Origin of the sequence: Nonomuraea bangladeshensis, assembly GCF_039529455.1 — a bacterium.
Classification (GTDB): domain Bacteria; phylum Actinomycetota; class Actinomycetes; order Streptosporangiales; family Streptosporangiaceae; genus Nonomuraea; species Nonomuraea bangladeshensis.
Map to the genome: position 1 here is coordinate 642,739 of NZ_BAAAMV010000007.1, position 23,101 is coordinate 665,839.

The 23,101-nt window shown below is 73.2% G+C and carries 20 protein-coding genes; 11 read left to right on the forward strand and 9 right to left on the reverse strand.

Annotation, left to right across the window (positions count from 1 at the left end):
* The first annotated feature begins 100 nt into the window (after positions 1 to 100).
* Positions 101 to 1,150 carry an alpha/beta hydrolase gene (locus ABD292_RS25825; RefSeq protein WP_344211533.1) on the forward strand — a complete coding sequence of 350 codons (1,050 nt, stop codon included), beginning with the start codon at positions 101 to 103 and terminating at the stop codon, positions 1,148 to 1,150.
* Positions 1,151 to 1,183: 33 nt separating this feature from the next.
* On the opposite strand, the gene ABD292_RS25830 is transcribed toward ABD292_RS25825, so the two are convergent.
* The 6 genes from ABD292_RS25830 to ABD292_RS25855 form a co-directional block, all read right to left on the reverse strand.
* Positions 1,184 to 1,516 (reverse strand): hypothetical protein, encoded by a 333-nt coding sequence (locus ABD292_RS25830; RefSeq protein WP_344211535.1) that lies wholly within the window; start codon positions 1,514 to 1,516, stop codon positions 1,184 to 1,186.
* A 96-nt stretch (positions 1,517 to 1,612) separates the two neighbouring features.
* The gene (locus tag ABD292_RS25835; RefSeq protein ID WP_344211537.1) at positions 1,613 to 2,893 is read right to left on the reverse strand and encodes a hypothetical protein; all 1,281 of its coding nucleotides are present in this window, start codon (positions 2,891 to 2,893) and stop codon (positions 1,613 to 1,615) included.
* 52 nt (positions 2,894 to 2,945) lie between these two features.
* A complete protein-coding gene (locus ABD292_RS25840; protein ID WP_344211539.1) occupies positions 2,946 to 4,145 on the reverse strand; it encodes a glycosyltransferase in 1,200 nt (399 codons plus the stop codon).
* A gap of 47 nt (positions 4,146 to 4,192) precedes the next feature.
* The gene (locus ABD292_RS25845) at positions 4,193 to 5,539 is read right to left on the reverse strand and encodes an MFS transporter (protein WP_344211541.1); all 1,347 of its coding nucleotides are present in this window, start codon (positions 5,537 to 5,539) and stop codon (positions 4,193 to 4,195) included.
* Entirely contained in the window at positions 5,536 to 7,923 is a 2,388-nt protein-coding gene (locus ABD292_RS25850) for an MMPL family transporter (RefSeq protein ID WP_344211543.1), read from the reverse strand. Before ABD292_RS25850 ends, ABD292_RS25845 begins: the two co-directional genes overlap by 4 nt.
* Entirely contained in the window at positions 7,916 to 9,583 is a 1,668-nt protein-coding gene (locus tag ABD292_RS25855) for a fatty acyl-AMP ligase (protein ID WP_344211545.1), read from the reverse strand. Before ABD292_RS25855 ends, ABD292_RS25850 begins: the two co-directional genes overlap by 8 nt.
* 163 nt (positions 9,584 to 9,746) lie before the next feature.
* Here ABD292_RS25855 and ABD292_RS25860 point away from each other — a divergent pair, with 163 nt between their 5' ends.
* Positions 9,747 to 10,997, forward strand: coding sequence for an MFS transporter (locus ABD292_RS25860; RefSeq protein WP_344211546.1), 1,251 nt, complete (start codon positions 9,747 to 9,749; stop codon positions 10,995 to 10,997).
* On the opposite strand, the gene ABD292_RS25865 is transcribed toward ABD292_RS25860, so the two are convergent.
* Positions 10,987 to 11,622 (reverse strand): hypothetical protein, encoded by a 636-nt coding sequence (locus ABD292_RS25865; protein ID WP_344211548.1) that lies wholly within the window; start codon positions 11,620 to 11,622, stop codon positions 10,987 to 10,989. The genes ABD292_RS25860 and ABD292_RS25865 overlap by 11 nt on opposite strands.
* Before the next feature lie 71 nt (positions 11,623 to 11,693).
* Here ABD292_RS25865 and ABD292_RS25870 point away from each other — a divergent pair, with 71 nt between their 5' ends.
* From ABD292_RS25870 to ABD292_RS25900, 7 genes are all read left to right on the forward strand, one after another.
* The gene (locus tag ABD292_RS25870) at positions 11,694 to 12,323 is read left to right on the forward strand and encodes an IclR family transcriptional regulator (RefSeq protein ID WP_344211550.1); all 630 of its coding nucleotides are present in this window, start codon (positions 11,694 to 11,696) and stop codon (positions 12,321 to 12,323) included.
* A gap of 81 nt (positions 12,324 to 12,404) precedes the next feature.
* A complete protein-coding gene (locus ABD292_RS25875; RefSeq protein ID WP_344211552.1) occupies positions 12,405 to 13,574 on the forward strand; it encodes a homogentisate 1,2-dioxygenase in 1,170 nt (389 codons plus the stop codon).
* Entirely contained in the window at positions 13,571 to 14,344 is a 774-nt protein-coding gene (locus ABD292_RS25880) for a hypothetical protein (protein ID WP_344211554.1), read from the forward strand. The genes ABD292_RS25875 and ABD292_RS25880 overlap by 4 nt, the downstream gene beginning before the upstream one ends.
* Complete coding sequence (gene fahA, locus ABD292_RS25885; protein WP_344211556.1) at positions 14,341 to 15,471, forward strand: fumarylacetoacetase; 1,131 nt, start codon at positions 14,341 to 14,343, stop codon at positions 15,469 to 15,471. Before ABD292_RS25880 ends, fahA begins: the two co-directional genes overlap by 4 nt.
* Before the next feature lie 60 nt (positions 15,472 to 15,531).
* Positions 15,532 to 16,746 carry a L,D-transpeptidase gene (locus tag ABD292_RS25890; protein WP_344211558.1) on the forward strand — a complete coding sequence of 405 codons (1,215 nt, stop codon included), beginning with the start codon at positions 15,532 to 15,534 and terminating at the stop codon, positions 16,744 to 16,746.
* A 55-nt stretch (positions 16,747 to 16,801) separates the two neighbouring features.
* Positions 16,802 to 17,233, forward strand: a complete 432-nt coding sequence (locus ABD292_RS25895) for an NfeD family protein (protein ID WP_344211560.1) — start codon at positions 16,802 to 16,804, stop codon at positions 17,231 to 17,233.
* Positions 17,234 to 17,235: 2 nt separating this feature from the next.
* On the forward strand, positions 17,236 to 18,312 hold the full coding sequence (locus ABD292_RS25900) for an SPFH domain-containing protein (protein ID WP_344211562.1): 1,077 nt from the start codon (positions 17,236 to 17,238) through the stop codon (positions 18,310 to 18,312).
* 49 nt (positions 18,313 to 18,361) lie between these two features.
* Here the strand turns inward: ABD292_RS25900 and ABD292_RS25905 are convergent, their stop codons facing one another.
* Together ABD292_RS25905 and ABD292_RS25910 are read right to left on the reverse strand one after the other, a co-directional pair.
* Positions 18,362 to 19,531, reverse strand: coding sequence for a Gfo/Idh/MocA family protein (locus ABD292_RS25905; RefSeq protein ID WP_344211564.1), 1,170 nt, complete (start codon positions 19,529 to 19,531; stop codon positions 18,362 to 18,364).
* A 68-nt stretch (positions 19,532 to 19,599) separates the two neighbouring features.
* On the reverse strand, positions 19,600 to 20,739 hold the full coding sequence (locus ABD292_RS25910) for an ROK family transcriptional regulator (protein ID WP_344211566.1): 1,140 nt from the start codon (positions 20,737 to 20,739) through the stop codon (positions 19,600 to 19,602).
* A gap of 162 nt (positions 20,740 to 20,901) precedes the next feature.
* Here ABD292_RS25910 and tdh point away from each other — a divergent pair, with 162 nt between their 5' ends.
* Both tdh and ABD292_RS25920 read left to right on the forward strand, forming a co-directional pair.
* Positions 20,902 to 21,930: an L-threonine 3-dehydrogenase gene (gene tdh / locus ABD292_RS25915; protein WP_344211568.1), complete on the forward strand. Its 1,029-nt coding sequence runs from the start codon at positions 20,902 to 20,904 to the stop codon at positions 21,928 to 21,930.
* Entirely contained in the window at positions 21,930 to 23,099 is a 1,170-nt protein-coding gene (locus tag ABD292_RS25920) for a glycine C-acetyltransferase (protein WP_344211570.1), read from the forward strand. Before tdh ends, ABD292_RS25920 begins: the two co-directional genes overlap by 1 nt.
* The last annotated feature ends 2 nt before the right edge of the window (positions 23,100 to 23,101 follow it).

Consider the following 23,101-nt stretch of genomic DNA (forward strand, 5'->3'; position numbering starts at 1 on the left):
ACGGGCCACAAGGGACGGGCCGATTTCGTTGCGCCGCCTCATAGCCCCGGGCCGACGCCGCCTCTACTCTCGCCTGCACCCCGAGCGAAGGAGGGCTCCCATGCGTGCCCTGGCGGCACTGGCGGCGGCGACGGCGCTGCTGCTCTCCTGCGCGGCCCCCGCCTCCGCCGACCCCGACTGGTCGTTCGCCCAGGAGAGCGAGCCGCCGCGCGCCGAGCCGGCCACCGGCGGGTACGCCCCCGGGCAGCGCGCGCTGCCCGGCCCCGCCCGCGTGGTCGCCGAACGCCGGCTCGACGCGCGCACCCTGGACCTGCTCGTCTCCTCGCCGGCCGTCGGGAAGCTCACACCGGTCCGCCTGCTGCTGCCCCGAGGCTGGTCGCGGACGGCCGGACGGACCTGGCCGGTGCTCTACCTGCTGCACGGCGGCGCCGACGACTACACCTCGTGGACCCGGATGACGGACGTGGCCACGTACACCGCGAACCTGGACGCCATCGTCGTCATGCCGGAGGCGGGCCGGGCGGGCAACTACTCCGACTGGCACAACGCCGGACGGGGCGGGCCGCCGAAGTGGGCGACGTTCCACACCTCGGAGGTGCGGCGGCTGCTGGAGTCCGGCTACCGGGCCGGCACCCGGCGGGCCGTCGCCGGGCTGTCGATGGGCGCGTACGGCGCGATCAAGTACGCCGCCGCCAACCCCGGCATGTTCCGCTTCGCGGGCGCGTACAGCGGCATCATGGCCACCCGGCTGCCCGGCATCCCCGCGGTCATCATGAACGCGCAGGCCAGCGAGAAGCAGGACCCGCTCGCGCTGTGGGGCGACCCGAAGCGGAACGCGAAGGTGTGGGCCGCCAACGACCCCCTGGCGCTCGCCGCCGGCCTCCGCGGCACCTCGCTCTACATCTCCAGCGGCAGCACGTCGCTGAACGGCCCCCTGGACCGGCCCGACGCCGCCTGGAACCCCGCCCACCTGGGCGAGCCGATCTCCGCCTACACGGCGCGGGCGCTGAGCGAGCGGCTGAAGAGACTCGGCATCCGGCACACGCTGCACCTGTACGGGGACGGCACGCACACCTGGCCGTACTGGACGCGCGAGTTCAAGAGGTCGTACCCGATGATCGTGCGCGCTCTGGGGCTGCGGCGGGGATGACGCGGCGGGCCATCGGCCCGCCGCGTCATCCGCCTACGGGACGTCGAACGTCTTGCGTCCGCCCGCCCCGATCACCTCGATCCCCTTGGTGCCGAGGATGCCGTCGAGCGGCAGAGACACCGAGTAGGGCGCGGTCGCGGGCAGCCCGATGCCGCGCAGCCGCCCGACGACCTCGATCCCCCAGTATTCGGGCTGCCGGACGTACACGAGCGGCGACAGCTCGACGTGCATGGTCAGGTACGGCTTGGTGCCGTTGACGACCAGGATGAACGTGTTCGGCACGATCCCCGGCACCACCCGCGCCTCGTCGAAGTCGATCAGCCGCACGGACTGCGGCGCGGGCAGTTCGGCGAAGTCCTCCGTCATGGCGGAGCCCCCTTGCGTGAGATGGTCAACCCCCGTCGGTTACCGAAACTCTCACGCCGGCCCCGTCCGGGCAACGACTGTCGTGGGCGAGGCGGCTCAGGCGACGTGCAGGTAGACCTGGCCGAACACCTCGGACAGCCGCTTCAGGTCGGTGGCGAGGTCGACCTCGGGGTGGGCCGGGTCGTAGAAGGTGGCCAGGCGGGCGCGGAGCGAGCCGAGCTTCCCGAGCTGCTCCCACGCCGGGGTCGCGGCCCACTTGTCGCCGTAGACGCGGACCGTCTGGTTCTCGGGGTTCACCCAGCGGGTCCACAGGGTGACGGTCTCGGCGGCGTCCTCCTGGAGCGGCGCGGCGACGCGCTCGGTGAGCGCCTGGGTGACCTGCTCGGCGGTGAGCGCGGAGGTGACGGTGGCGTCCTCGACGGCGATCTGACCGAAGGCGTCCCAGGCCCGGCCGCGGATCTGGATGGACTGGTTGCGCTGGGCCTCGGCGGCGTCGATCTTCCAGGTGGCGTACCCGCTCGCGAGGAGCACGTTGTCCAGGGCGAGCTGGTCGGCGTAGCCCTTGGTCAGCCAGGCGCCGACGCGGTCGGGGTCGAGCAGCGGGTACTTCTTGCTCATCTCGGCCTTGCAGGCGTCGTTCGCGCCGCAGCCGAGCACCGGAGCCACCGTGTGCACCGACAGCTTGCGGCCCGGCACGGCGGCGCGCAGCGCGGTCGCGGCCGTGGCGACGAACTTGTCGATCTCGTCGGCGCTGTCGAACGTCTCGTTGAAGCCGAGCTGCGAGGTGAAGCGAATGCCGACGACGCCGGGCTGCGTGGCGGCCAGCGCGGCGACCTTCTTGACGGCCTCGTCCAGCTTGCCGGCCTTGTAGTCGTCGGCCAGCTCGGTCTCGATCCAGAGGCGCAGGCCGGTCGGGGTGGCGGCGGTCGCGGCCTGGCCGGCGGCGGTCTGCTTGGCGGCGGCCTTGTCGGCGGCGCTGATCTCGCTGCCGTCGGTGTAGCACTGCTCGCCGTTCTGGCACTCGGGGGTGCCGCCGTCCTCGGCGCCCTCGACGTCCGGGTCGCCCGCGTCGTGGGCCTCGCCGTCGCCTTCGGAGTCCACGGCGCACGCGTTGGCTGGGTCGGTGCAGTCGACGCGGATGGTGCCCTGCGGGCCGGAGTCGATCATGTTCTGGCCGTCGTTGCCCAGCCAGAACTTCGCGATGTCGGCGGCCTCCTCGGGGGTGGCCATCCAGGTGCAGACGACGTACGCGGGGGTGTCCGCGGCCAGCAGGTCGTTACAGCTGCGCGGATCGTCGGCCGACCAGGCCGGCAGGCCGATCCCGAGGAACGACAAGGTGATTCCGAGGACGAGGAGCTGCCGCAGCCGCTTTCGCATGGCACCTGACTTCCTGGGGGTGATCGTGGCCATATGCACCATATCTGGCTGATCAAGGACGTTCAATGAGATCGGCTGCCGTCCGCACTCCGTTCTCGACCGTCAGTCGCTCGCCGAGTCGGGCGGCCCGTTCGCGGTGCCGGGGTACGGACAGCAGCCGATCGGCCAGTTCCCGCCGGTCGAGCCGGCGGATCGGCAGCGGCGGCGGGCCGGCGCCGAGTGCCGCGACCCGGCGGCCCCAGAAGGGCTGGTCGGAGAAGAACGGGCAGACCACGCTCGGCACCCCGGCCGTGAGCGCCGTCCCGGTGGTCCCGGCGCCGCCGTGGTGCACGACCGCCGCCATGCGCGGGAACACCAGGTCGTGCGCCACCTCCCCCACCGGCAGCAGGTCGTCGCCCGCCGCCACCGGCAGTCCCTGGACGACGCCGCGCAGCCCGGCCAGCCGCAGCGCGGCGACGACCTCCCCGGCCACCCGCTCCGGGCACGGCATGCTGCCGAACCCGACGAACACCGGCGGCGGGCCGGCCGCGAGGAAGTCCTCCAATTCCTCGGTGCCGCCCTTGCCCGGGAGCCGCCAGTAGCCGGTCAGGTGCACGTACCCCGGCCAGTCGCGCGGGCGCGGCACCACCAGCGGGCTGACCCCGCACAGCACCGGCACCCGCTCCCGCCGGTCGGCGGCGAACGGGCTCCCCCGCAGCGGCCCCAGCCCCAGCACCTCGACGCGCAGCCGGTTCATCAGACGGGCCAGCACCAGCAGTCCGGCCCGCTCCACGACCGCGTACGAGGCCCGGTTCCCGAGCCGCCCCAACGTGGCGAGCGGCACCAGCGGGTTGGGGAACTCGCCGGTCGGCTCGCTCGGCTGGAACTGCAGGATCCGGTACGGCATCCCGTGCCGCTCGCTCAGATGCCGCCCGAACGCGCCCAGCGCGGGGGCGAGCACCAGGTCCGCGCCCGCGCAGGCGGCGTCCACCTCGGCGACCAACCTGGCGGCCAGCGGCTCGACGACCGTCCTCAGCCCGCGTACGAAGCCGAGGGGCCCACTGTCCAGCCACGCCCGCCCCTCCTCGCCGTCCAGGACGGTCGCGGGATCCACGCCCAGCGCGACGAACCGCACGCCGGGAGCCGCCAGGGCGGCGTAGCGGGCGGGCGCGGCGAGCACGACGTCGTGCCCGCGCCCGGCCAGTTCCAGCGCCAGCGCGGCGCACGGCTGCGTGTCCCCGCGCGACCCCAGCGCCAGCACCGCGACCCTCACGACAGCGCCCTCACGACAGAACCCTCACGCCAGCACCCGGCCCCGCGTCACTTGAGCGTCCTCAGCGCGATCAGCGCGCCCGCCAGCACCAGCCCGGCCGCCGCAAGCAGCCCGGTGGCGTACCCGGCGGCGAAGCTCGGGGCGGCCTGCACGACCGCCCCGACGGCGGCGATCCCGAACAGCCCGGACACCTCCCTGCTGACCGAGAAGACCCCGCCCGCGACCCCGGCCCGCGACGCGGGCACCGCGCCCAGCACGGCCGAGCCCAGCGGCATGGTGAGCGCCGAGCCGATCCCGATCGCGCACACGGCGGGCAGCAGCCGCCCCCATCCGTCGCCCGCCTCCAGCGTCGCCGCGACCGCCATCCCGCCCGCGACCAGCGTCAGCCCGGCCGCCACAGTGCGCCCCGCGCCCACCCGCCGCTCCAGGAGCGGAGCGAGCGGCGTGACCAGCACCACGAGCAGCGCGAGCGGTACGAACGCGAGCCCCGACCCGGTCGGCGTGAACCCGAGCACCCCTTGCAGGAAGATCGCCGTGTAGAAGAACACGCCGTTCACGCCGAGCCCCCAGAGCACCTGGGCCGCCACCCCGCCCGCGAAGGCCCGCACCGCGAACAGCCGCAGGTCCACCATCGGATCGGCGGCCCGCCGCTCGGCCACGGCGAACGCGGCCCCGCCGCCCGCGCACAGCGCCAGCGCGGCGACGACCGCCGGAGAGCCGTACCCGTGCTCGCCGCCGTGGATCAGGGCGAAGGTCCCCGACGCCAGGAACACCGCCGAGGCCAGCACGCCGGGCACGTCCAGCGCCCGCCGTACCGGCCGCGAGGCGGGCACCGCCACGGCGGCGAGCGCGACGACCGCCGCGCCCAGCGGCACGTTGACGAGGAACACCCAGCTCCAGTGGGCGTGCTGGCTCAGGTAGCCGCCGACCACCGGCCCGAGCGCGAGCGCGGCCGCCCCGGACGCCATCCAGACGGCCACGCCCGTCGAGCGCCGCCGCTCGTCGAGCACGGCGAGCACGGCGAGCGTCGCGGGCAGCACCAGCGCCGCGCCCGCCCCCTGGACGAGCCGGGCGGCCACCAGCGGCCCCACCGTCCCGGCCAGCCCGGCCGCGAGCGAGGCCGCGGTGAACAGCATCAGCCCGGTCAGCAACGTCGTACGGTGCCCCCAGACGTCGGCCAGCCGCCCGCCGGCGGGCATGAGACCGGCGAACGTCAGCAGGTAACCGGTGGCCACCCATTCCAGGGCGGCGAGGCTCGCGCCGAGGTCGCGCTGGATGCTGGGGAGCGCGACGGTGACGACGGTGTTGTCCAGGGTGGTGAGGAACCCGGCGAGGGCGACGGCGGTCAGCAGCCGGCGGCCGGTCGCCGGGCGGGTCGCGGTGCGGCCGGTCACCGGTCCACCTCCACCCAGGTCCAGCCGGTCCCGTCGGGGGTGGCCCGCACCACGCGGTCCCGTTCGCGCCCGATCCGCTCCCACCGTGGCCCGCCCTCGGCCCTGGGCCGGCCACGCCCTCCTGCGCACGGGTCCTCGCGCGGGGCCGGGGGCCCCGGAGCCGCCACGGGCTCGCGCAGGGCCGGGTTTCCCGGAGCCGCGGCCGGCTCGCGGAACTCCACGCGCCGGTGCAGCGCGCGCAGCGGCCGGGGCAGCCACCAGTTGGCCCCGCCCATGAGCCGCATCGTCGCGGGCACCAGCAGCGCCCGCACCAGGGTCGCGTCCACCACGATGGCCACGAACAACCCCACCCCCAGCAGCTTCACGATGGTGATCCCTGCGGTCGAGAACGCCCCGATCACCACCAGCAGCAGCAGCGCCGCGCTGGTGATCACCCCGCCGGTCTGCCGCAGCCCGGCGGCCACGGCGGCGGTGTTGTCCCCGGTGCGCAGCCATTCGGCCCGCACCCGCGACAGCAGGAACAGCTCGTAGTCCATCGACAGCCCGAACACCACGGCGAGGATCAGCACGGTCACGGTCGCCTCGACGGTCCCGGTGGAGGTGAAGCCCAGCACGGACGCGAGGTGCCCGTCCTGGAACGCCCACACGATCACCCCGAGCGAGGCCCCGATGGACAGCACGTTCATGAGCAGCGCCTTGACCGGCAGCACCACGGACCCGAACGCGGCGAACAGCAGCACCGCGGTCACCGACCCCACCACCAGGGCCATCCACGGCAGCCGGGCGGCGAGGCTGTCCATGAGGTCCATCTGCGCGGCCGTGGGCCCGCCGACGACGACGCGCCGTACGTTCGGCTCCGGCGACAACGTTCTGATGGCGGTGACGAGGCGCTGCGCCTCCGCCGACATGGGGTCCACGTCGTAGCGGACGGCGAGCCGTACGGCCCCGTTGTCCTGGGACAGCCCGGCGACGTCCACGCCGGTGACGTGGGGCAGCCGGCGCAGCCGCGCGGCGAGCGGGTCGGCGTCGTCCGGCGTGACGGGGGTGACGGCGCTGATCGCCGCGTGCCCCTGGCCGAGCGGCCCCGGCCGGGCGAGCGCCTCGGTGAAGGACCGCTCGACCAGCACGTGCACGTCGATCGCGGCCATCGAGTTGCGCCCGAAGTCCCGATCGACGATCTCCGCCACCCGGCGGCTCTCGGAGTCCGCGGGCAGCACGCGGTGGTCCACGTTGCCGAACGTGACGTGCAGGAACGGCGCGGCCAGCGCCACCAGCACGGCGGCCACGGCCACGAAGTAGAGCACGGGCCGGCGCATGACGCTGGAGGCGACGGCGTGCCACATGCCGCCGCCGCTCCCGCCGTCCCCGAGGTCGGGGGTGAGCCGGAGCGCGTTCACCCGCCGCCCGAGCACGCCGAGCGCGGCCGGCAGCACGACGAGCGCCGCGCCCATCGCGACCAGCACCACGGCCGCCGCGCCGAGCCCGATCGAGCGCAGGAACATCTGCGGGAACACCAGCAGCCCGAGCAGCGCCGTCGCCACCGTCAGCCCGGAGAAGGCGACGGTACGCCCGGCGGTGGCCATGGTCCGCACCACGGCCTGCTCGCTCGTCGCCCCGGCCGCGATCTCCTCGCGGAACGCCTTGAGCACGAACAGCGAGTAGTCCACGGCGAGCCCGAGCCCGAGCATGGTGACGACGTTGAGCGAGAAGACCGAGACCTCGGTGACCTCGGTGAGCAGCCGCAGCAGCACCAGCGCGCCGAGCACCGCGAACGCCCCCACGAGCAGCGGCAGCCCGGCCGCCACCAGGCTGCCGAACACCACGACCAGCAGCACCAGCAGCACCGGCATCGAGATGGCCTCGGCGCGGGCGAGGTCGGCGGCGGTCTGGTCGTTGAGCTCCTTCAGCAGCGGCACCGGCCCGCCCACCGAGACCTGGAGGTTCGTGGCCCGCCGCAGCCGGTCGGCGACGGCCGCGTAGCCGGCCTGCTTGTCGCCCTTGAGCGTGACCAGCGCGTACGTGGACCGCCCGTCCTTCGACACCATCAGCTTCGACCCGGTCGTCCAGTACGTCGCGAGCGCCCCCACGTGCTCGGCCGGCAGCGCCCGCAGCGCGTCGTGCACCGCCTTCTTGTAGCGGGGGTCGCGGGCCTTGACGGACGGGTGGTGGTAGAGGACGACGACGTCGGGGGCGTGCGCGCCGTACCAGTCGTCGCTCCAGCGGGCGGCGGTGGTGGAGTCGGCGCGCGGGTCCTCGAAGCCGCCGTCGGCCATCCGCCCGAACAGCTCCATGCCGAGCGGCGCGACGAGGAGGGCGGCCGCCAGGCTCAGCACCAGCAGCGTCCACCTGCCGCGGTAGACCAGGCGGCCCGCGCGCTCAAACAAGGGCGCCCTCCAGGTACGCCCGCAGGCAGGCGCGCCGGGCGAGCTTGCCGCTGGAGGTGCGGGGCACGGCCCCGGCCTCGGTCAGCACGAAGTCGTGCACCGCGAGGTCGTGCCCGGCCCGTACGGCGGCCCGCACCACCCGCGCGACCTCCGCCGCGTCGGCCCCCTGCCCGCGCCGGGACCGCTCGGCCACCACGACCAGCCGCTCGGTGTCCTCGCCCGGCACCGCGAAGGCCGCCACCCGGTCGCGCCGCACCGCCTCGTGCGCCTCCTGGACCGTGGCCTCGATGTCCTGCGGGTAGTGGTTGCGGCCGTCCACGATGACGAGGTCCTTGATGCGGCCGGTGACGTAGAGGCGGCCGTCGTGCCACACGCCGAGGTCGCCGGTGCGCAGCCAGCCGTCGGCGCCGAAGACCTCGGCGGTGCGGGCCGGGTCGCGCCAGTAGGCGCGGGCCACGTTCGGCCCGCGCACCCAGATCTCGCCGACGTGGCCGTCCGGCTGGTCGCCGGCGTCGCCGACGATCCTGACCCGCTGCCCGTGCGGCCGCCCGCAGGCGACGAGGTGACTCGCCGGGCCCTCGGTCCAGGGGACCGCGCGCCCCTCGCGCAGGGCGTCGCGGGAGAAGGCGGTCACGACGGGCCGCTCGTCGCGGCCGGTGGCGGCGACGAACACGGTGGCCTCGGCCAGCCCGTACGCGGGCGTGTGCGCCTCGGGCCGCAGCCCGCACCCGGCGAAGGCCGCGTCGAAGGCGGCGAACGCGCCCGGCCGGACCGGCTCGGCCCCGTTGAGCATGACCCGGACCCCGGACAGGTCGAGCCCTTCCTTGTCCTCGGGGCGGACGCGGGCGGCGGTGAACTCGTAGGCGAAGTTGGGCGCGCCGGTGAAGGCGTCGGCCTCCTCCGACAGCAGCCGCAGCCACCGTACCGGGCTCATGACGAACGCCACCGGGTCCATGAACACCGCCCGGTTCGCCCCCATGATCGGCATGGCGACGGTGGCGACCAGCCCCATGTCGTGGAAGAGCGGCAGCCAGAGCACCGCCGCCGAGACGCGGGGCCGGGCGCGGAAGACCTCCCAGAGCTGGGCGGCGTTGGCCGTGAGGTTGCCGTGCGTGATCTCGACCCCGGCGGGGGCGCGGGTCGAGCCGGAGGTGTACTGCAGGTAGGCGAGGTCGCCCGCGGCGATCGGCTCCCGCTCCCACTCGTCGGCGAGCAGGTCGGAGACGGCGTCCACGACGACGACAGGCGGCTCCTTTTCAAAAAGCCGGGCCTCCCCCAGGAAAGCGTCCACACCGGGCCGCGCGGCCGTCGTGGTGAGCACGACGGCGGGGGCGGCGTCGGCGAACGCCCGTTCCAGCCGCTCGCCGTGCCCCGGCAGCCCGGGGGCGAACAGCGGGACCGCCACCAGCCTGGCGTACATCGTGCCGAGCACGGCGACCACGTAGTCCAGCCCGGACGGCGCGAGCACGGCCGCCCGGTCGCCGGGGCGGGCCAGCTCGCGCAGCCGTACCGCGAGCGCCCTGGCCTTGAGGTCGGCCCGCGCCCACGTGTACGTCCGCCGGGAGCCGTCCCCGAGGTGGTCCACGAACGTGTACGCCGGCCCGTCCGGGACCTCGCGCGCCCACCGCGCCACCCGTGTGATCAGCATCTCGTCCGGCATGCCCGCGTCCCCTTGGCTGGAGCTGGAGGGACCTAGCAAATTACGGGAGGATCGGGCCGCGATTCTTGCCAAACCCCTGCACATTCCGCGGCCCGTCTTTTTTATCGAGTGACAAGACACGGGGCCGGATGGCAGGCTTTGACCGTTTTGTAGGGGGTTCTTGGTGCACGACTACGCACGCGATCTCGGCCTGCTCCGGGATCGCCGCTTCGCGCTGCTGTTGTCCGGGCGGACCATCTCCGTCCTCGGCAGCGCCTTCGCCCCGGTGGCGCTGGCGTTCGGCGTGCTCGAACTGCCCGGGGCGAGCGCCGGAACACTGTCGATGGTCCTCGCCGCGGCCTCGGTGCCCATGATCGCGTTCATGCTGGTGGGCGGGGTCGTCGCCGACCGGCTGCCGCGCCAGCAGGTCATGATGACCGGCGAGTTCCTGGCCTCCGCCGGCTACTTCGCGATCGGCGCCATGATGCTCACCGGCTGGACGCCGATGCCCGCGCTGATGACGGCCGCGGCGCTCACCGGCATCGCCACGTCGCTCGCGCTGCCCGCGCTCACCGGGATCATCCCCGACGTCGTGCCGCCCGACCGGCTGCAGTCCGGCAACGCGCTGCTCGGCCTCGGCGCGAACGCCTCCCGCGTCGGCGGGGCGGTGCTCGGCGGCGGCACGGTGACGCTGTTCGGCGGCGGCTGGGCGCTGGTGGCCAGCGGGGCGATGTTCGGCGGCGCGGGCGTGCTCGTCGCGCTCATGCGCTTCGACCGGATCGAGCGCCCGCCGGGCGAGCGGCACTCGGTGCTGAAGGACCTGCGGGACGGCTGGCGGGAGTTCCGCAGCCGGCAGTGGCTCTGGGTGGTCGTGGCGCAGTTCTCGCTGCTGATCATGGCGTTCGAGGCGGGGCACGGCGTGCTCGGGCCGCTGCTGTTCAAGGATCGCCTCGGGGGGCCGGCGGCCTGGTCGGCGTTCCTCGCGGCCGAGGCCGTCGGGATGATCGCCGGGGTGCTGGTGTCGATCCGGCTGCGGCCCCGGCGGCCGATCCTGGTGGGGGTGCTGCTGTGCCTGCCGGTGGCGCTGCCGTACCTGCTGCTCGGCAGCGACGCGCCGCTCTGGGCGGCCGTGGCCGCGGCGTTCGTGCTCGGGGTGTGCTTCGACGTCTTCGGCGTGCTCTGGCAGACCACGATGCAGCGGGAGGTGCCGCCCGAGGCGCTGTCGCGGGTCAGCTCGTACGACATGCTCGGCTCGCTCATGTTCGGGCCGCTCGGGCTGCTGCTGGCCGGAGGCGCGGCGGACGCGTTCGGGGCGGAGACGTCGCTGCTGGCCTGCGCCGCGATCATCGTGGTGTGCACACTGGGCGCGCTGCTGGCCCCCGGCGTGCGGAACCTGCGCGCGCCGGTCGAGCCGGTCGAGCCCGTCACTCGATGATGAGCCGGACCACCACGCCCGCGCAGTTGCCCGCCACGCAGATCCGCACCGGCACCTCCGAGATGCCGGCCTTCGCTGGGACGCCGCCGACGTGCCCGTCGGGGCCGATGGAGACGCCCTCGGGCAGCCTGCCGTGGTCGGTGACGGTGAAGGTGGGGAGCACGCCGGGCGGGCCGCCGTTGATCCCGATCTCGCCGTTCAGCGGCACCCCGGCCTTGCCGGGGAAGATCAGGTCGCGCGGCGTCCAGGGGACGTTGCCGAGCACCACCAGGGTCACCCGCGTCTCCCGGCAGGACGAGCCGGAACAGATCTGGACGGGAGCGACGTAGGTGCCGACGCGGGCGGGCTTGCCGTGGAGGCGCCCGCCCTCGTCCACGCTGACGCCGACGGCGAGGTAGGCCGGACGGACGGAGACGCCCTTGGCGGTGGGCAGGAGCTGCTGGGCGACCTCGATGCCCTCGGTGACGTAGAAGGTGTCCTCGACCAGCTCGCCCTCGGGGCGGTGGTAGGGAGTCTCCCGGGCCATCAGCTCGACGGGCGCGATCGGCTCGGTCAGCGACGGCACCGTGGCGGACAGCCCGCACACGGCCATCCCGGCCAGCAGGAAGACCCACCTTTGCCGCACGTGCACCCCCCGGTTCCGCTGCTTCCCGTACGTACCCCTTTCGCGGCGCAGCGTCACCAGATAATGGGGAGATGGCCGCTGAATCCGTACAGACCTTGGAACGCGGGCTTCGCCTGCTGCGACTGCTCGCCGACGGCAAGGCCGGGCGCACGCCGACGGAGCTGGCGGGTGAGCTGCGGCTGAGCCGGCCGGTGGTCTACCGGCTGCTGACGGCCCTGATGGCGGAGGGGTTCGTCCGCCGTGACGCTGATGGGCGGGTGCATCTGGGGTTCGGGGTGCTGGTGCTGGCGCAGGCGGTGCAGCCGCTGCTGCGGGCGGCGGCGGTGCCGACCCTGCGGCGGCTGGCCGAGGAGGTGGGCGCGACCGCGCACCTGACCGTGGCCGAGGGGGACGACGGCCTCGCCGTGGCGGTGGTGGAGCCGTCGTGGACCGACATGCACGTGGCCTACCGGGAGGGCTCCCGGCATCCGCTGACCAGGGGCGCGGCGGGGCAGGCGATCCTGGCGCTGCGCGAGGGGCGCGGCGACTACTTCGTCTCTGAGGGGCAGTTGCAGGAAGGAGCCCGGGGCGTCGCCGCGCCGGTGACCGGGCTGCCGTGGCTGGAGGCGTCGGTGGGGGTGGTGACGTTCGGGCCTCTGGACGAGCGCGCGGGGGCGCGCGTGGTGGCGGCGGCGGCCGAGCTGTCGGCCGCGCTGGGTTGACATCCTCGGGCACATGACGGACGGTTAGTACACATAGAGGACACTTGCGTCCGATAACAGGACAGCTTGGGAGGGGCCGGTATGCCGTACTACCGGGTCGTGGGAGAGGTGCCGCGCAAGCGGCACGTGCAGTTCAGGCGGCCGGACGGCGGGCTCTACGCCGAGGAGCTGATGGGCGAGGAGGGCTTCTCGTCCGACTCCTCGCTGCTCTACCACCGCCACCTGCCGACCGCGATCGTCAAGGCCGAGGCCGTCGAGCCGGTCGCCGGGACGCGGCTTGAGCCCAACCTGCCGCTGTCGCCGCGCCACTTCCGCACGCAGGAGCTGGACAGCGCGGGCGACCTGGTGGGCGGGCGCATGCTGCTGGCGGGCAACGGCGACGTCCGCTTGTCGTACGCGACCAGCGACCGCCCGAGCGAGCTCTACCGCAACTCCATGGGCGACGAGTGCGTCTACGTCCAGCGCGGCCGGGTGCGCTTCGAGTCCACCTACGGCGTGATCGAGGCCGGCGAGGGCGACTACGTCGTCATCCCGACCGGCACCATCCACCGCTGGGTGCCGGACGGCCAGGTCAACGTGCTGGCCATCGAGGCGTCCGGGCACATCAGGCCGCCCAAGCGCTATCTGTCGCAGTACGGCCAGTTCCTGGAGCACGCGCCCTACTGCGAGCGCGACCTGCGCGCCCCCTCCGAGCCGCTGCTCGCCGAGGGCGAGGAGGTGCCGGTGCTGGTGCGCACGCGCGGCGGGCTGACCCGGCTGGTATACCGCGACCACCCGTTCGACGTGGTGGGCTGGGACGGCTGCCTCTACCCCTACGCGTTCAACATCGAGGACTTCGAGCCGGTGGTGAAGAAGACGCACGCGCCGCCGCCGGTGCACCAGACGTTCGAGGGGCCGGGGTTCGTGGTGTGCTCGTTCTGCCCCCGGCCGCTGGACTTCCACCCCGAGGCCGTGCCGATCCCGTACAACCACCACAACGTGGACTCCGACGAGTTCATGTTCTACGTGGGCGGCGACTACTCCGCCCGCAGGGGCTCGGGCATCGACGTCGGCTCGGTGTCGCTGCACCCGGCCGGGTTCACGCACGGGCCGCAGCCCGGCGCGGTCGAGGCGGTCGTCGAGGCGGTGGCGAACGGCGTGACGACCACCAGCGAGATGGCCGTCATGGTCGACACCTTCCGCCCGCTCGACCTCGGCCCGGCCGCCCTGTCCTGCGAGGACTCCGGCTACGCCTGGACGTGGGCCCGATGAGCGCCACCCTGTACGCCGCGCTCGTGGACGACGCCGGGCTGTTCCCGCCGACGTCCCTGCACATGGAGGAGGCGCTCGCCCGCAACCGGCGCGACCTGGAGAGCGGCAACCCGGTGCTCACCAACCGCTTCCTGTGCCCGGCCGGCCGTCTCGACCGGCTGCGCGGCCAGGACTTCCGGCCGGAGCGCATCGGGCTGATCCTCGACACCGAGGAGCTGCCCGACTTCGGCGACCTGCCGATCGACCTGGTCGAGACGCCGCTGCCGGAGGGCGAGACCGTCGAGGCGCTCGCCGCGCGGCTCCGGCTGCCCCTGGGGGTCCGGCTGTTCGCCGAGGTCCAGCCGCGCAAGCTGGCGATCGACGTGCCCGAGGGCACGGGGCTCAAGGTGCGCTGCGGCGGGCTGACGGCCGACGCGTTCCCGGCGGTGGAGCCGCTGGCGGCGTTCATCAGGTCGTGCGTGGACCACGGGGTGCCGTTCAAGGCCACCGCGGGGCTGCACCACGCGGTGCGGCACTTCGACCCCTCACTCGGCGTGGACCGGCACGGGTTCCTCAACCTGCTGCTGGCCGTCTGCGAGGCCGTGCAGGGGCGCGATCCCGCGCACGCCCTGCGCATGACCGACGTGGGGCAGCTCGTGCGGATGGCGCGGGCGGTGCCCGAGGAGATCGCGGCGCGGGCGCGGCGGCTGCTGGTGAGCTACGGCTCCTGCGCCACCCACACGCCTTTGGAGGACCTGCGTACGCTGGGCCTGATCGAGGAGGATCAGTGAGCTGGGGCATCGACAACCTGCCGTACGGCGTCTTCTCCCTGCCGGGGCAGGAGCCCCGCGTCGGGGTGCGCTACGGCGACAGGGTGCTCGACCTGACCGCCGCGCTGCACGACGAGGTGTTCGCCGCGCCGTCGCTCAACCCGTTCATGGCGCGGGGCCGCGCGGCCTGGCGGGACACCCGGGCGCTCATCCAGGAGAAGCTGACGAGCGACCTGTCGGTCGTCGAGCGCCACCTGGTCCCCCTGGCGCAGGTCGAGCTGCACATGCCCGTCGAGGTGGCCGACTACGTCGACTTCTACTGCTCGCTGGAGCACGCGAGCAACGTCGGGCGGATGTTCCGGCCGGACGACGAGCCGCTGATGCCCAACTGGCGGCACCTGCCGGTCGGCTACCACGGCAGGTCGGGCACGGTCGTGGTGTCCGGCACGCCGGTGCGCCGGCCTCAGGGGCAGCTCGGCGCGGGCCGGTTCGGGCCGTGCGGGAAGCTGGACGTCGAGGCCGAGCTGGGGTTCGTGGTCGGGGTGCCGACGGAGATGGGCACGCCGGCCGGCGAGTTCGAGGACCACGTGTTCGGGGTGACGCTGGTCAACGACTGGAGCGCGCGCGACATCCAGTCGTGGGAGTACCGCCCGCTCGGGCCGTTCCTGGCCAAGTCGTTCGCCACGTCGGTCTCGCCGTGGGTGACGCCGCTGGAGGCGCTGCCCCGGATCCCAGGTCGGGCGCAGGACCCCGAGCCGCTGCCCTACCTGCGCAGGAAGGCGGACTGGGGGCTGGACATCGCGGTCGAGATCCTGCTCAACGGCGAGGTCGTGGCCCGGCCCCCTTACGCGGAGATGTACTGGACGCCCGACCAGATGCTCGCGCACCTGACCGTGAACGGTGCGTCGCTGCGCACCGGCGACCTGTTCGCCAGCGGCACGATCTCGGGTCCCGAGCGCGGCCAGCGCGGCTCGTTCATCGAGCTGACCTGGAACGGCGCCGACCCGATCAAGCTCGGCAGCGGCGAGACGCGCACGTTCCTGGAGGACGGCGACACGGTGACGATCAGGGCGACGGCCGGCGACGTGACCTTGGGGGAGGTTTCCGGAACTGTCGTACAGGCCCTGAATGTCACTCAAGGTGCTTGATCAGTGACTCCCCGCTAATCTTGGGGGACCCCTTCTCCCGGACAGCAGGAGTCATCTCTCATGCGGCGTGCCGCGACGCTTCGTGTCGCCTTCCTCCTGGTCTGCGCCATGGCGGCGATGTCCGTGGCGTGCGGCTGCGGGCCGGTCACCGCGGAGACGCCCGCCGCCCCGCCGGTCGTGAAGATCGCGCCGGCCCTCGACAGCGTCCGCGCCCGGCCGGGCCGCGGCCTGGTGATCAGGGCGACGGGCGGCACGCTGAGCGAGGTGGCGGCGCTCACCGGCGGCGAGCCGGTGCCCGGCCGGCTCGACGCCGAGCGCCGCGTCTGGCGCTCGGACTGGACGCTGAAGCCCGGCGCCGAATACACCGTGGCCGCCACCGCCACCTCGCCGGGCGGCCCCGCCACCGTGCTGGCCGGCCGTTTCCGCACCCGTCCCGCCCAGGAGACCTTCGGGCTCGCGGCCACCGCGCCGCTGCCCGGCGAGACGGTCGGCGTCGGCATGCCGGTCATCCTCGACTTCGACCGCCCGATCGAGGACAAGGCGGCCGTCGAGCGGGCCCTTGAGGTCAGGTCCGGGCATCCCGCCGAGGGCGCCTGGCACTGGGCCGGCGACACCCGCGTCATCTACCGCACGCGCCGCTTCTGGACGCCCAGGCAGCGGGTCACCGTCACCGCGCACCTGGCCGGGGTGCACGCGGCCGACGGCGTGCACGGAGCCGTCGACTCCACCTTCGCCTTCACCGTCGGCCGCGCCCAGACCAGCGTGGTCGACACCCGCACCCACCGGATGACGGTCGAGCGCGACGGCCGCACCGCCCAGCGCATGGCGATCAGCGCCGGCATGGCCACCACCCGCGAATACACCACGACCAGCGGCGTGCACCTCACCATGGACAAGGGCGACCCGGTCCGCATGATCTCCCCCGGCCGCGAGAAGGGCGACCCCGGCTTCTACGACCTGCTCATCGAGCACGCCGTACGCATCTCCGACAGCGGCGAGTACATCCACGCCAAGGACAACGTGTGGGCCCAGGGCCGCCGCAACGTCAGCCACGGCTGCCTCAACGCCCGCCCCGACCAGGCCGCCTGGTTCTACGCGAGCTCGCTGCGCGGCGATCCCGTCACGATCACCGGCACCGGGCGCGAGCTCGCGTGGGACAACGGGTGGGGTTTCTGGCAGCTCACCTGGGAGAGGTGGATCGAGGGGAGCGCCCTGCGGGCCGCCGACGCCGCAGGTGAGAGGGTGCCGCCGGGGTTGACTCCGGGGCTAGGTTAGAAGAGGGGGGAACCACCCGCGGCACGGGCCCGTTGTTCTTACAGGAGGGCCGGACATGGATGAATGGGTCATCTGGGTAATCCTCGCAGTCGTCCTCGGCGTGGCGGAGCTTTTCACCTTCACGGCGGCTCTCGGGCTGCTCGGCGCGGCGGCCCTCCTCACCGCCGCGACCGCGGCCATCGGCCTGCCCGTCCCGCTGCAGTTAATATTCTTCGCCGCCGCCTCCGCGGCCGGTCTCCTCGTCGTCAGGCCGCTCGCCCTGCGGCACATCAAGCAGCCGCAGCTCCAGCGGTTCGGCGTGGAAGCCCTCGTCGGCAAGCCTGCGTACACGGTCTCGGAGGTCACCGGGCGTGAGGGGCGGATCCGCGTCGGGGGCGAGGAGTGGTCGGCACGTGCCTACGACGAGACACTCGTGATCCCCGCGGGCGCGACCGTAGACATCATCGAGATCGAGGGCGCGACCGCCCTCGTATATCCCCGGGAGTAGGCATGGATCCGCTCTTGATGGTCGGCATCTTCGTCATCCTGTTCGCCGTCTTCACCGTGCTCAGAGCCGTACGGATCGTGCCGCAGGCCCGGGCCCGCAACGTCGAGCGGCTCGGCCGTTACCACCGCACGCTCAAACCCGGGCTCAACTTCGTCATCCCGTACATCGACCGCGTCTACGCCATGATCGATCTGCGGGAGCAGGTCGTCTCGTTCCGCCCGCAGCCGGTCATCACCGAGGACAACCTGGTCGTCGAGATCGACACGGTGCTCTACTTCCAGGTCACCGACCCGCGGGCGGCGGCGTACGAGATCGCCAACTACATCCAGGCCGTCGAGCAGCTCACCGTCACCACGCTGCGCAACGTCGTCGGCTCGATGGACCTGGAGAAGACGCTGACCTCGCGCGACACCATCAACAGCCAGTTGCGCGGGGTGCTCGACGAGGCCACCGGCAAGTGGGGCATCCGCGTCAACCGCGTCGAGATCAAGGCGATCGACCCGCCCAAGACCATCAAGGACGCGATGGAGAAGCAGATGCGGGCCGAGCGCGACAAGCGGGCCGCGATCCTGACCGCCGAGGGCCAGCGCCAGTCGCAGATCCTCACGGCCGAGGGCGACAAGCAGAGCCGCATCCTGCGCGCCGAGGGCACCAGGGCCGCGGCGATCCTGGAGGCCGAGGGCCAGTCGCGCGCCATCGACCAGGTCTTCCAGGCCGTGCACCGCAACGACCCCGACCCCAAGCTGCTCGCCTACCAGTACCTCCAGGTGCTGCCGCAGCTCGCCCAGGGTCAGGGCAACACGTTCTGGGTGATCCCGAGCGAGGTCACCTCGGCGCTGACGGGCGTGTCGAAGGCGTTCACCGAGGCGCTGCCGCGTTCGGCGGCCACCCGCGAGGAGGTGGCTCCGGAGCACTCGGCGGCCGACGAGGACGCCGCCCGCGCGGCGGAGGCCGCGGCCGAGGCCGTCGCCGACGCCCAGGAGGCCGACCCCAAGGGCCCGCGCCAGCTCACCCAGGCCATGCAGGAGCCGTCCCCCTTCCCCGACCTCGACCCGCAGCCCAAGGAGGCCGAGCGCTGAGCCCCTGGCGCACCGGCCCGGTCCCCTCGCGGGGCCGGGCCGTCGTGGCTCACGCCTGCCCGCCCGCGAAGTACGCGGCCAGGTCCGGATCGAGCGGCGGCACGTCGTACGGCATGCCGCCGTCGCGCAGCGACATCGTCGCCATGTAGCCGGCCGCCACGCTCATCCGCGCCGCCACCGGCGAGGTGTCGGTGGCCCCGCCCTCCTGGACGAACCTGCGGAACTCGCCGATGATCTCGGCGTCCGCCCCGCCGTGCGACCCCTCGGCCAGCGGCACCTTGTACGCGATGTCGCAGTCGTCCCGGTAGCCGGTCGGCCCGGTGTTCCAGACCTTGACCGTGTCGCCGGGCCCGTCGCCGAAGTTCTCCAGCCGCCCCTCGGTGCCGATGACGGTGTAGTTGCGCACGTAGTCGGGCGAGAAGTGGCACTGCTGGTAGGCGGCGATGACGCCGTTGTCCAGGCGCATGTTCATCACGGAGACGTCCTCGACGTCCACGACGTGGTGCAGGTCGCGGCGGGCGGTGGGCGGCCACTCGTACGTGCGCAGCCAGTCGTCCGGACGCGGGGTGCCGGGGGCGCGGCGCGGCAGGTCGCCGTAGACCATGAGGTCGCCGAGCGCGTTGACCCGGGTGGTGTAGCCGCCGGCCAGCCAGTGGATCACGTCGAGGTCGTGGGCGGCCTTCTGCAGCAGCAGGCCAGTGGTGCGGGTGCGGTCGGCGTGCCAGTCCTTGAAGTAGTAGTCGCCGCCGTAGCCGACGAAGTGCCGCACCCACACGGTCTTCGGCTCGCCGATGACGCCCTTGCGGATGATGTCGCGCATCAGCCGGACCACGCCCATGTGGCGCATGTTGTGGCCGACGTACAGGCGGGTGCCGGTGCGGCGGGCGGCGCGCAGGACGGCGTCGCAGCCCTCCACGGTGATCGCCATCGGCTTCTCCAGGTAGACGGCCTTGCCGGCTTCCAGGCAGTCGATGGCGATGCGCTCGTGGGTGTCGTCGGGGGTGTTGACGATGACGGCGTCGAGGTCGGGCCGGTCGAGGAGCGCGCGGTAGTCCTCGGTGAGGAAGCCGGCCTCGAAGCGGGCCGACTGGCTCTTGAGCACCGCGGGGTCGGAGTCGCAGAGCGCGGCCACGACCGATCCGCCGCCGGGACGGTGCGCGTGCAGCGCGAGACTCGTCCGCAGGCCGAGACCGATGACTCCGATGCGCAGGTCTTTCACACGAGTCCTTCCACGTTCGAGCGTTGTGTGACCTGCAGGCTAGCGGTCAATTATTAAAACAACTAGCTTTAATCCAGCGCAAACAGGTGCTGGTCGGCGTGGTCGAGGGCCAGGCGGACCGCGCCGATCACGATGCAGTCGGCGCCCAGCGCCGAGGCCACGACCTCGGGCGGATAGAGGCAGTGACGCTCGAAGACCTCACGCGCCGGCTCCACCAGCAGGTCGCCGGCCGAGGCCAGCGCGCCGCCGATGACCACCATCTCGGGGTCGAGCGGGTTGACCACGGTGACCAGGCCCGCCGCCAGCCCGCGAGCCAGCTCGCGCACGGCCGTCGCGGCCCGCTCCTCGCCCGCGCGGGCCCGGCCGATCGCGAAGTCGGCGCTCTGCCGCATCGAGCGCAGCTCCCCCGGCTCGGCCGCCATCGCGTAGTCGATGACGTGCCGGAACGCCGTCCAGTTGTCGTTGGGCTGGGAGCCGATCTCGCCCCCGGCCGCGTGCGCGCCCCGGTGCGGCCGGCCGCCGACCAGCAAACCCATGCCGATGCGGTCGCCGGTGAACAGGTAGACCACGTCGGAGCGGCCCCGCGCCGCGCCGCGCCAGTGCTCGGCCAGCACCGCGAGGCGCATGTCGTTGTCCACCAGCACGGGGACGGGCAGCCTGCGGGCCAGCTCGCCGCGCAGGTCGAGCCCCGTCCAGTCGTCCAGCGCGACGCTCTTGACCACCCGGCCCGCCGCGTCCACGGTGCCGGTGGTGCCGACGCCGGCGGCCACCAGGCCCTCCAGCGCCAGGCCCGCCCGGCCGGCGGTCTCGGCGGCCAGCGCGGTCGCCGCGTCCAGCCGCTCGGCCGCGCTCAGGTGCCGGTGGGTGGGCACGCAGCCGGAGGCCCGCACCGTGCCCGCGAGGTCGGCCACCATGGCCCGCACGCTGGAGCCGCCGATGGAGACGCCGAGCACGTGCCCGGCCCCCGCGCGGAACCTGAACCGCCGGGCCGGCCGCCCGCGCTGCCGGTCGCCCTCGTCCTCCGTCCACTCCTCGGCCCAGCCCTCGGCGACCAGGTCGTCCACGATGGTCTCGGCCGTCGGCCGCGACACCCGGACGGCCCTGGCCAGCTCCGACAGCGTGGCGACGTCCACCTCGCGCAGCACGCGCAGGATCGCCGCCGAGTTGAGCCTGCGCAGGAGGGAGGCGTCGCCGCTCTGCTGTCGCACATGACCTCCACATCGCGTCATCTTCAAGCCTATTGCGTAATTGTGCCTGCTCGCGAGCCCGCGTGAAGCTGAGCTGTGGGGGCACTTAAGAAGTCCTCGATGGACACCTCACGAGTGGACCGGGCACAGTGCGTTAGGTTCGACCTAGGGGGAGAGAGGGCCATGAAAGCGCTGGTCAAGGAGAAGGCCGAGCCCGGTCTGTGGCTGGTGGACGTCCCGGAGCCCGAGGTGGGGCCCGGAGAGGTGAAGATCCGCGTGCTGCGCACCGGCATCTGCGGCACCGACCTGCACATCCGCAAGTACGACGACTGGGCCAGGCACACGCTGAAGCTGCCCCTCGTCGCCGGGCACGAGTTCTGCGGCCACGTGGTCGAGGTGGCGCCCGGCGTCGAGGACGTCGCCGTCGGCGACCTCGTCAGCGGCGAGGGCCACCTGGTCTGCGGCAAGTGCCGCAACTGCATGGCCGGCCGCCGCCACCTGTGCCGCAACACGATCGGCCTCGGGGTCAACAGGGACGGCGCGTTCGCCGAGTACGTCACCCTCCCCGCCACCAACGTCTGGGTGCACCGCACCCCGGTCCACCCCGACATCGCCGCCATCTTCGACCCGTTCGGCAACGCCGTGCACACCGCGCTCTCCTTCCCCCTGGTCGGCGAGGACGTCCTGATCACCGGCGCCGGCCCGATCGGCCTGATGGCGGCGGCCGTCGCCACCCACGTCGGCGCGCGCAACGTGATGATCACCGACGTCAGCGACGAGCGCCTCGACCTGGCCACCAAGCTCGGGGTCTCGCTCGCGCTCAACGTCTCCCGCACCTCCATCGAGGAGGGCATGCGCCGGCTCCAGATGCGCGAGGGCTTCGACGTCGGACTGGAGATGTCCGGCAACCCGGCGGCGGTGCGCGAGATGATCGCGCACATGACGCACGGCGGCAGGATCGCCATGCTCGGGCTGCCCGCCGAGGAGTTCGCGATCGACTGGGCCACGGTCGTCACCTCCATGATCACCATCAAGGGGATCTACGGCAGGGAGATGTACGAGACCTGGTACAACATGTCCGTCCTGCTGGAGAAGGGGCTCGACCTCTCCCCCGTCATCACCCACAGGTTCGACTACCGCGACTTCGAGGCGGCCTTCGACACGGCGGCGGGCGGGCGTACCGGCAAGGTCATATTGGATTGGAGCGCTTGATGTTCACCAACGTGCGCGGGCAGCTGCGGGCGACCCTCGACGAGATCGCCGAGGCCGGGCTGCTCAAGCCCGAGCGGGTCATCACCACCCCGCAGAGCGCCGAGGTCGGCGTGGCCGGGCGCGAGGTGCTCAACTTCTGCGCCAACAACTACCTGGGCCTCGCCGACCACCCCGAGGTGGTCGCGGCGGCCAAGGAGGCGCTGGACCGGTGGGGGTTCGGCATGGCCTCCGTACGCTTCATCTGCGGCACGCAGGAGGTGCACAAGGAGCTGGAGTCCCGGCTGTCGGAGTTCCTCGGCATGGAGGACACCGTCCTCTACAGCTCGTGCTTCGACGCCAACGGCGGCGTCTTCGAGACGCTGCTCGACGCCCAGGACGCGGTCATCTCCGACGCGCTCAACCACGCCAGCATCATCGACGGCATCCGCCTGTCGAAGGCCCAGCGCCTGCGCTACGCCAACCGCGACATGGCCGAGCTGGAGGCCCGGCTGAAGGAGGCGTCGGAGGCGCGGCGGCGGCTCATCGTCACCGACGGCGTCTTCTCCATGGACGGCTACGTCGCCCCGCTGCGCGAGATCTGCGACCTCGCCGACCGCTACGACGCCATGGTCATGGTGGACGACTCGCACGCCGTCGGCTTCGTCGGCCCCACCGGGCGCGGCACGCCCGAGCTGCACGGCGTCACCGACCGCGTGGACATCATCACCGGCACCCTCGGCAAGGCGCTCGGCGGGGCCAGCGGCGGCTACGTCGCGGCCCGCGCGGAGATCTGCGCGCTGCTGCGCCAGCGCTCGCGCCCCTACCTGTTCTCCAACTCCCTCGCGCCCGTCATCGCGGCCGCCTCGCTGCGCATCCTCGACCTGCTGGAGACCACCAGCGAGGCCCGTGAGCGGCTGCGCGCCAACACCGCCCGCTTCCGCGCCGCGATGACCGAGGCCGGTTTCGACATCCTGCCCGGCGACCACCCGATCGTGCCGGTCATGATCGGCGACGCGGCCGAGGCGGGCGCGATGGCCGAGCGGCTGCTCGACCTCGGGATCTACGTCGTCGGGTTCTCGTACCCGGTGGTGCCGCAGGGGCAGGCGCGGATCCGGGTGCAGCTCTCGGCCGCGCACCGCGAGGAAGACGTCGACCGGGCGGTGGACGCCTTCGTACGCGCACGTAGCTGAGT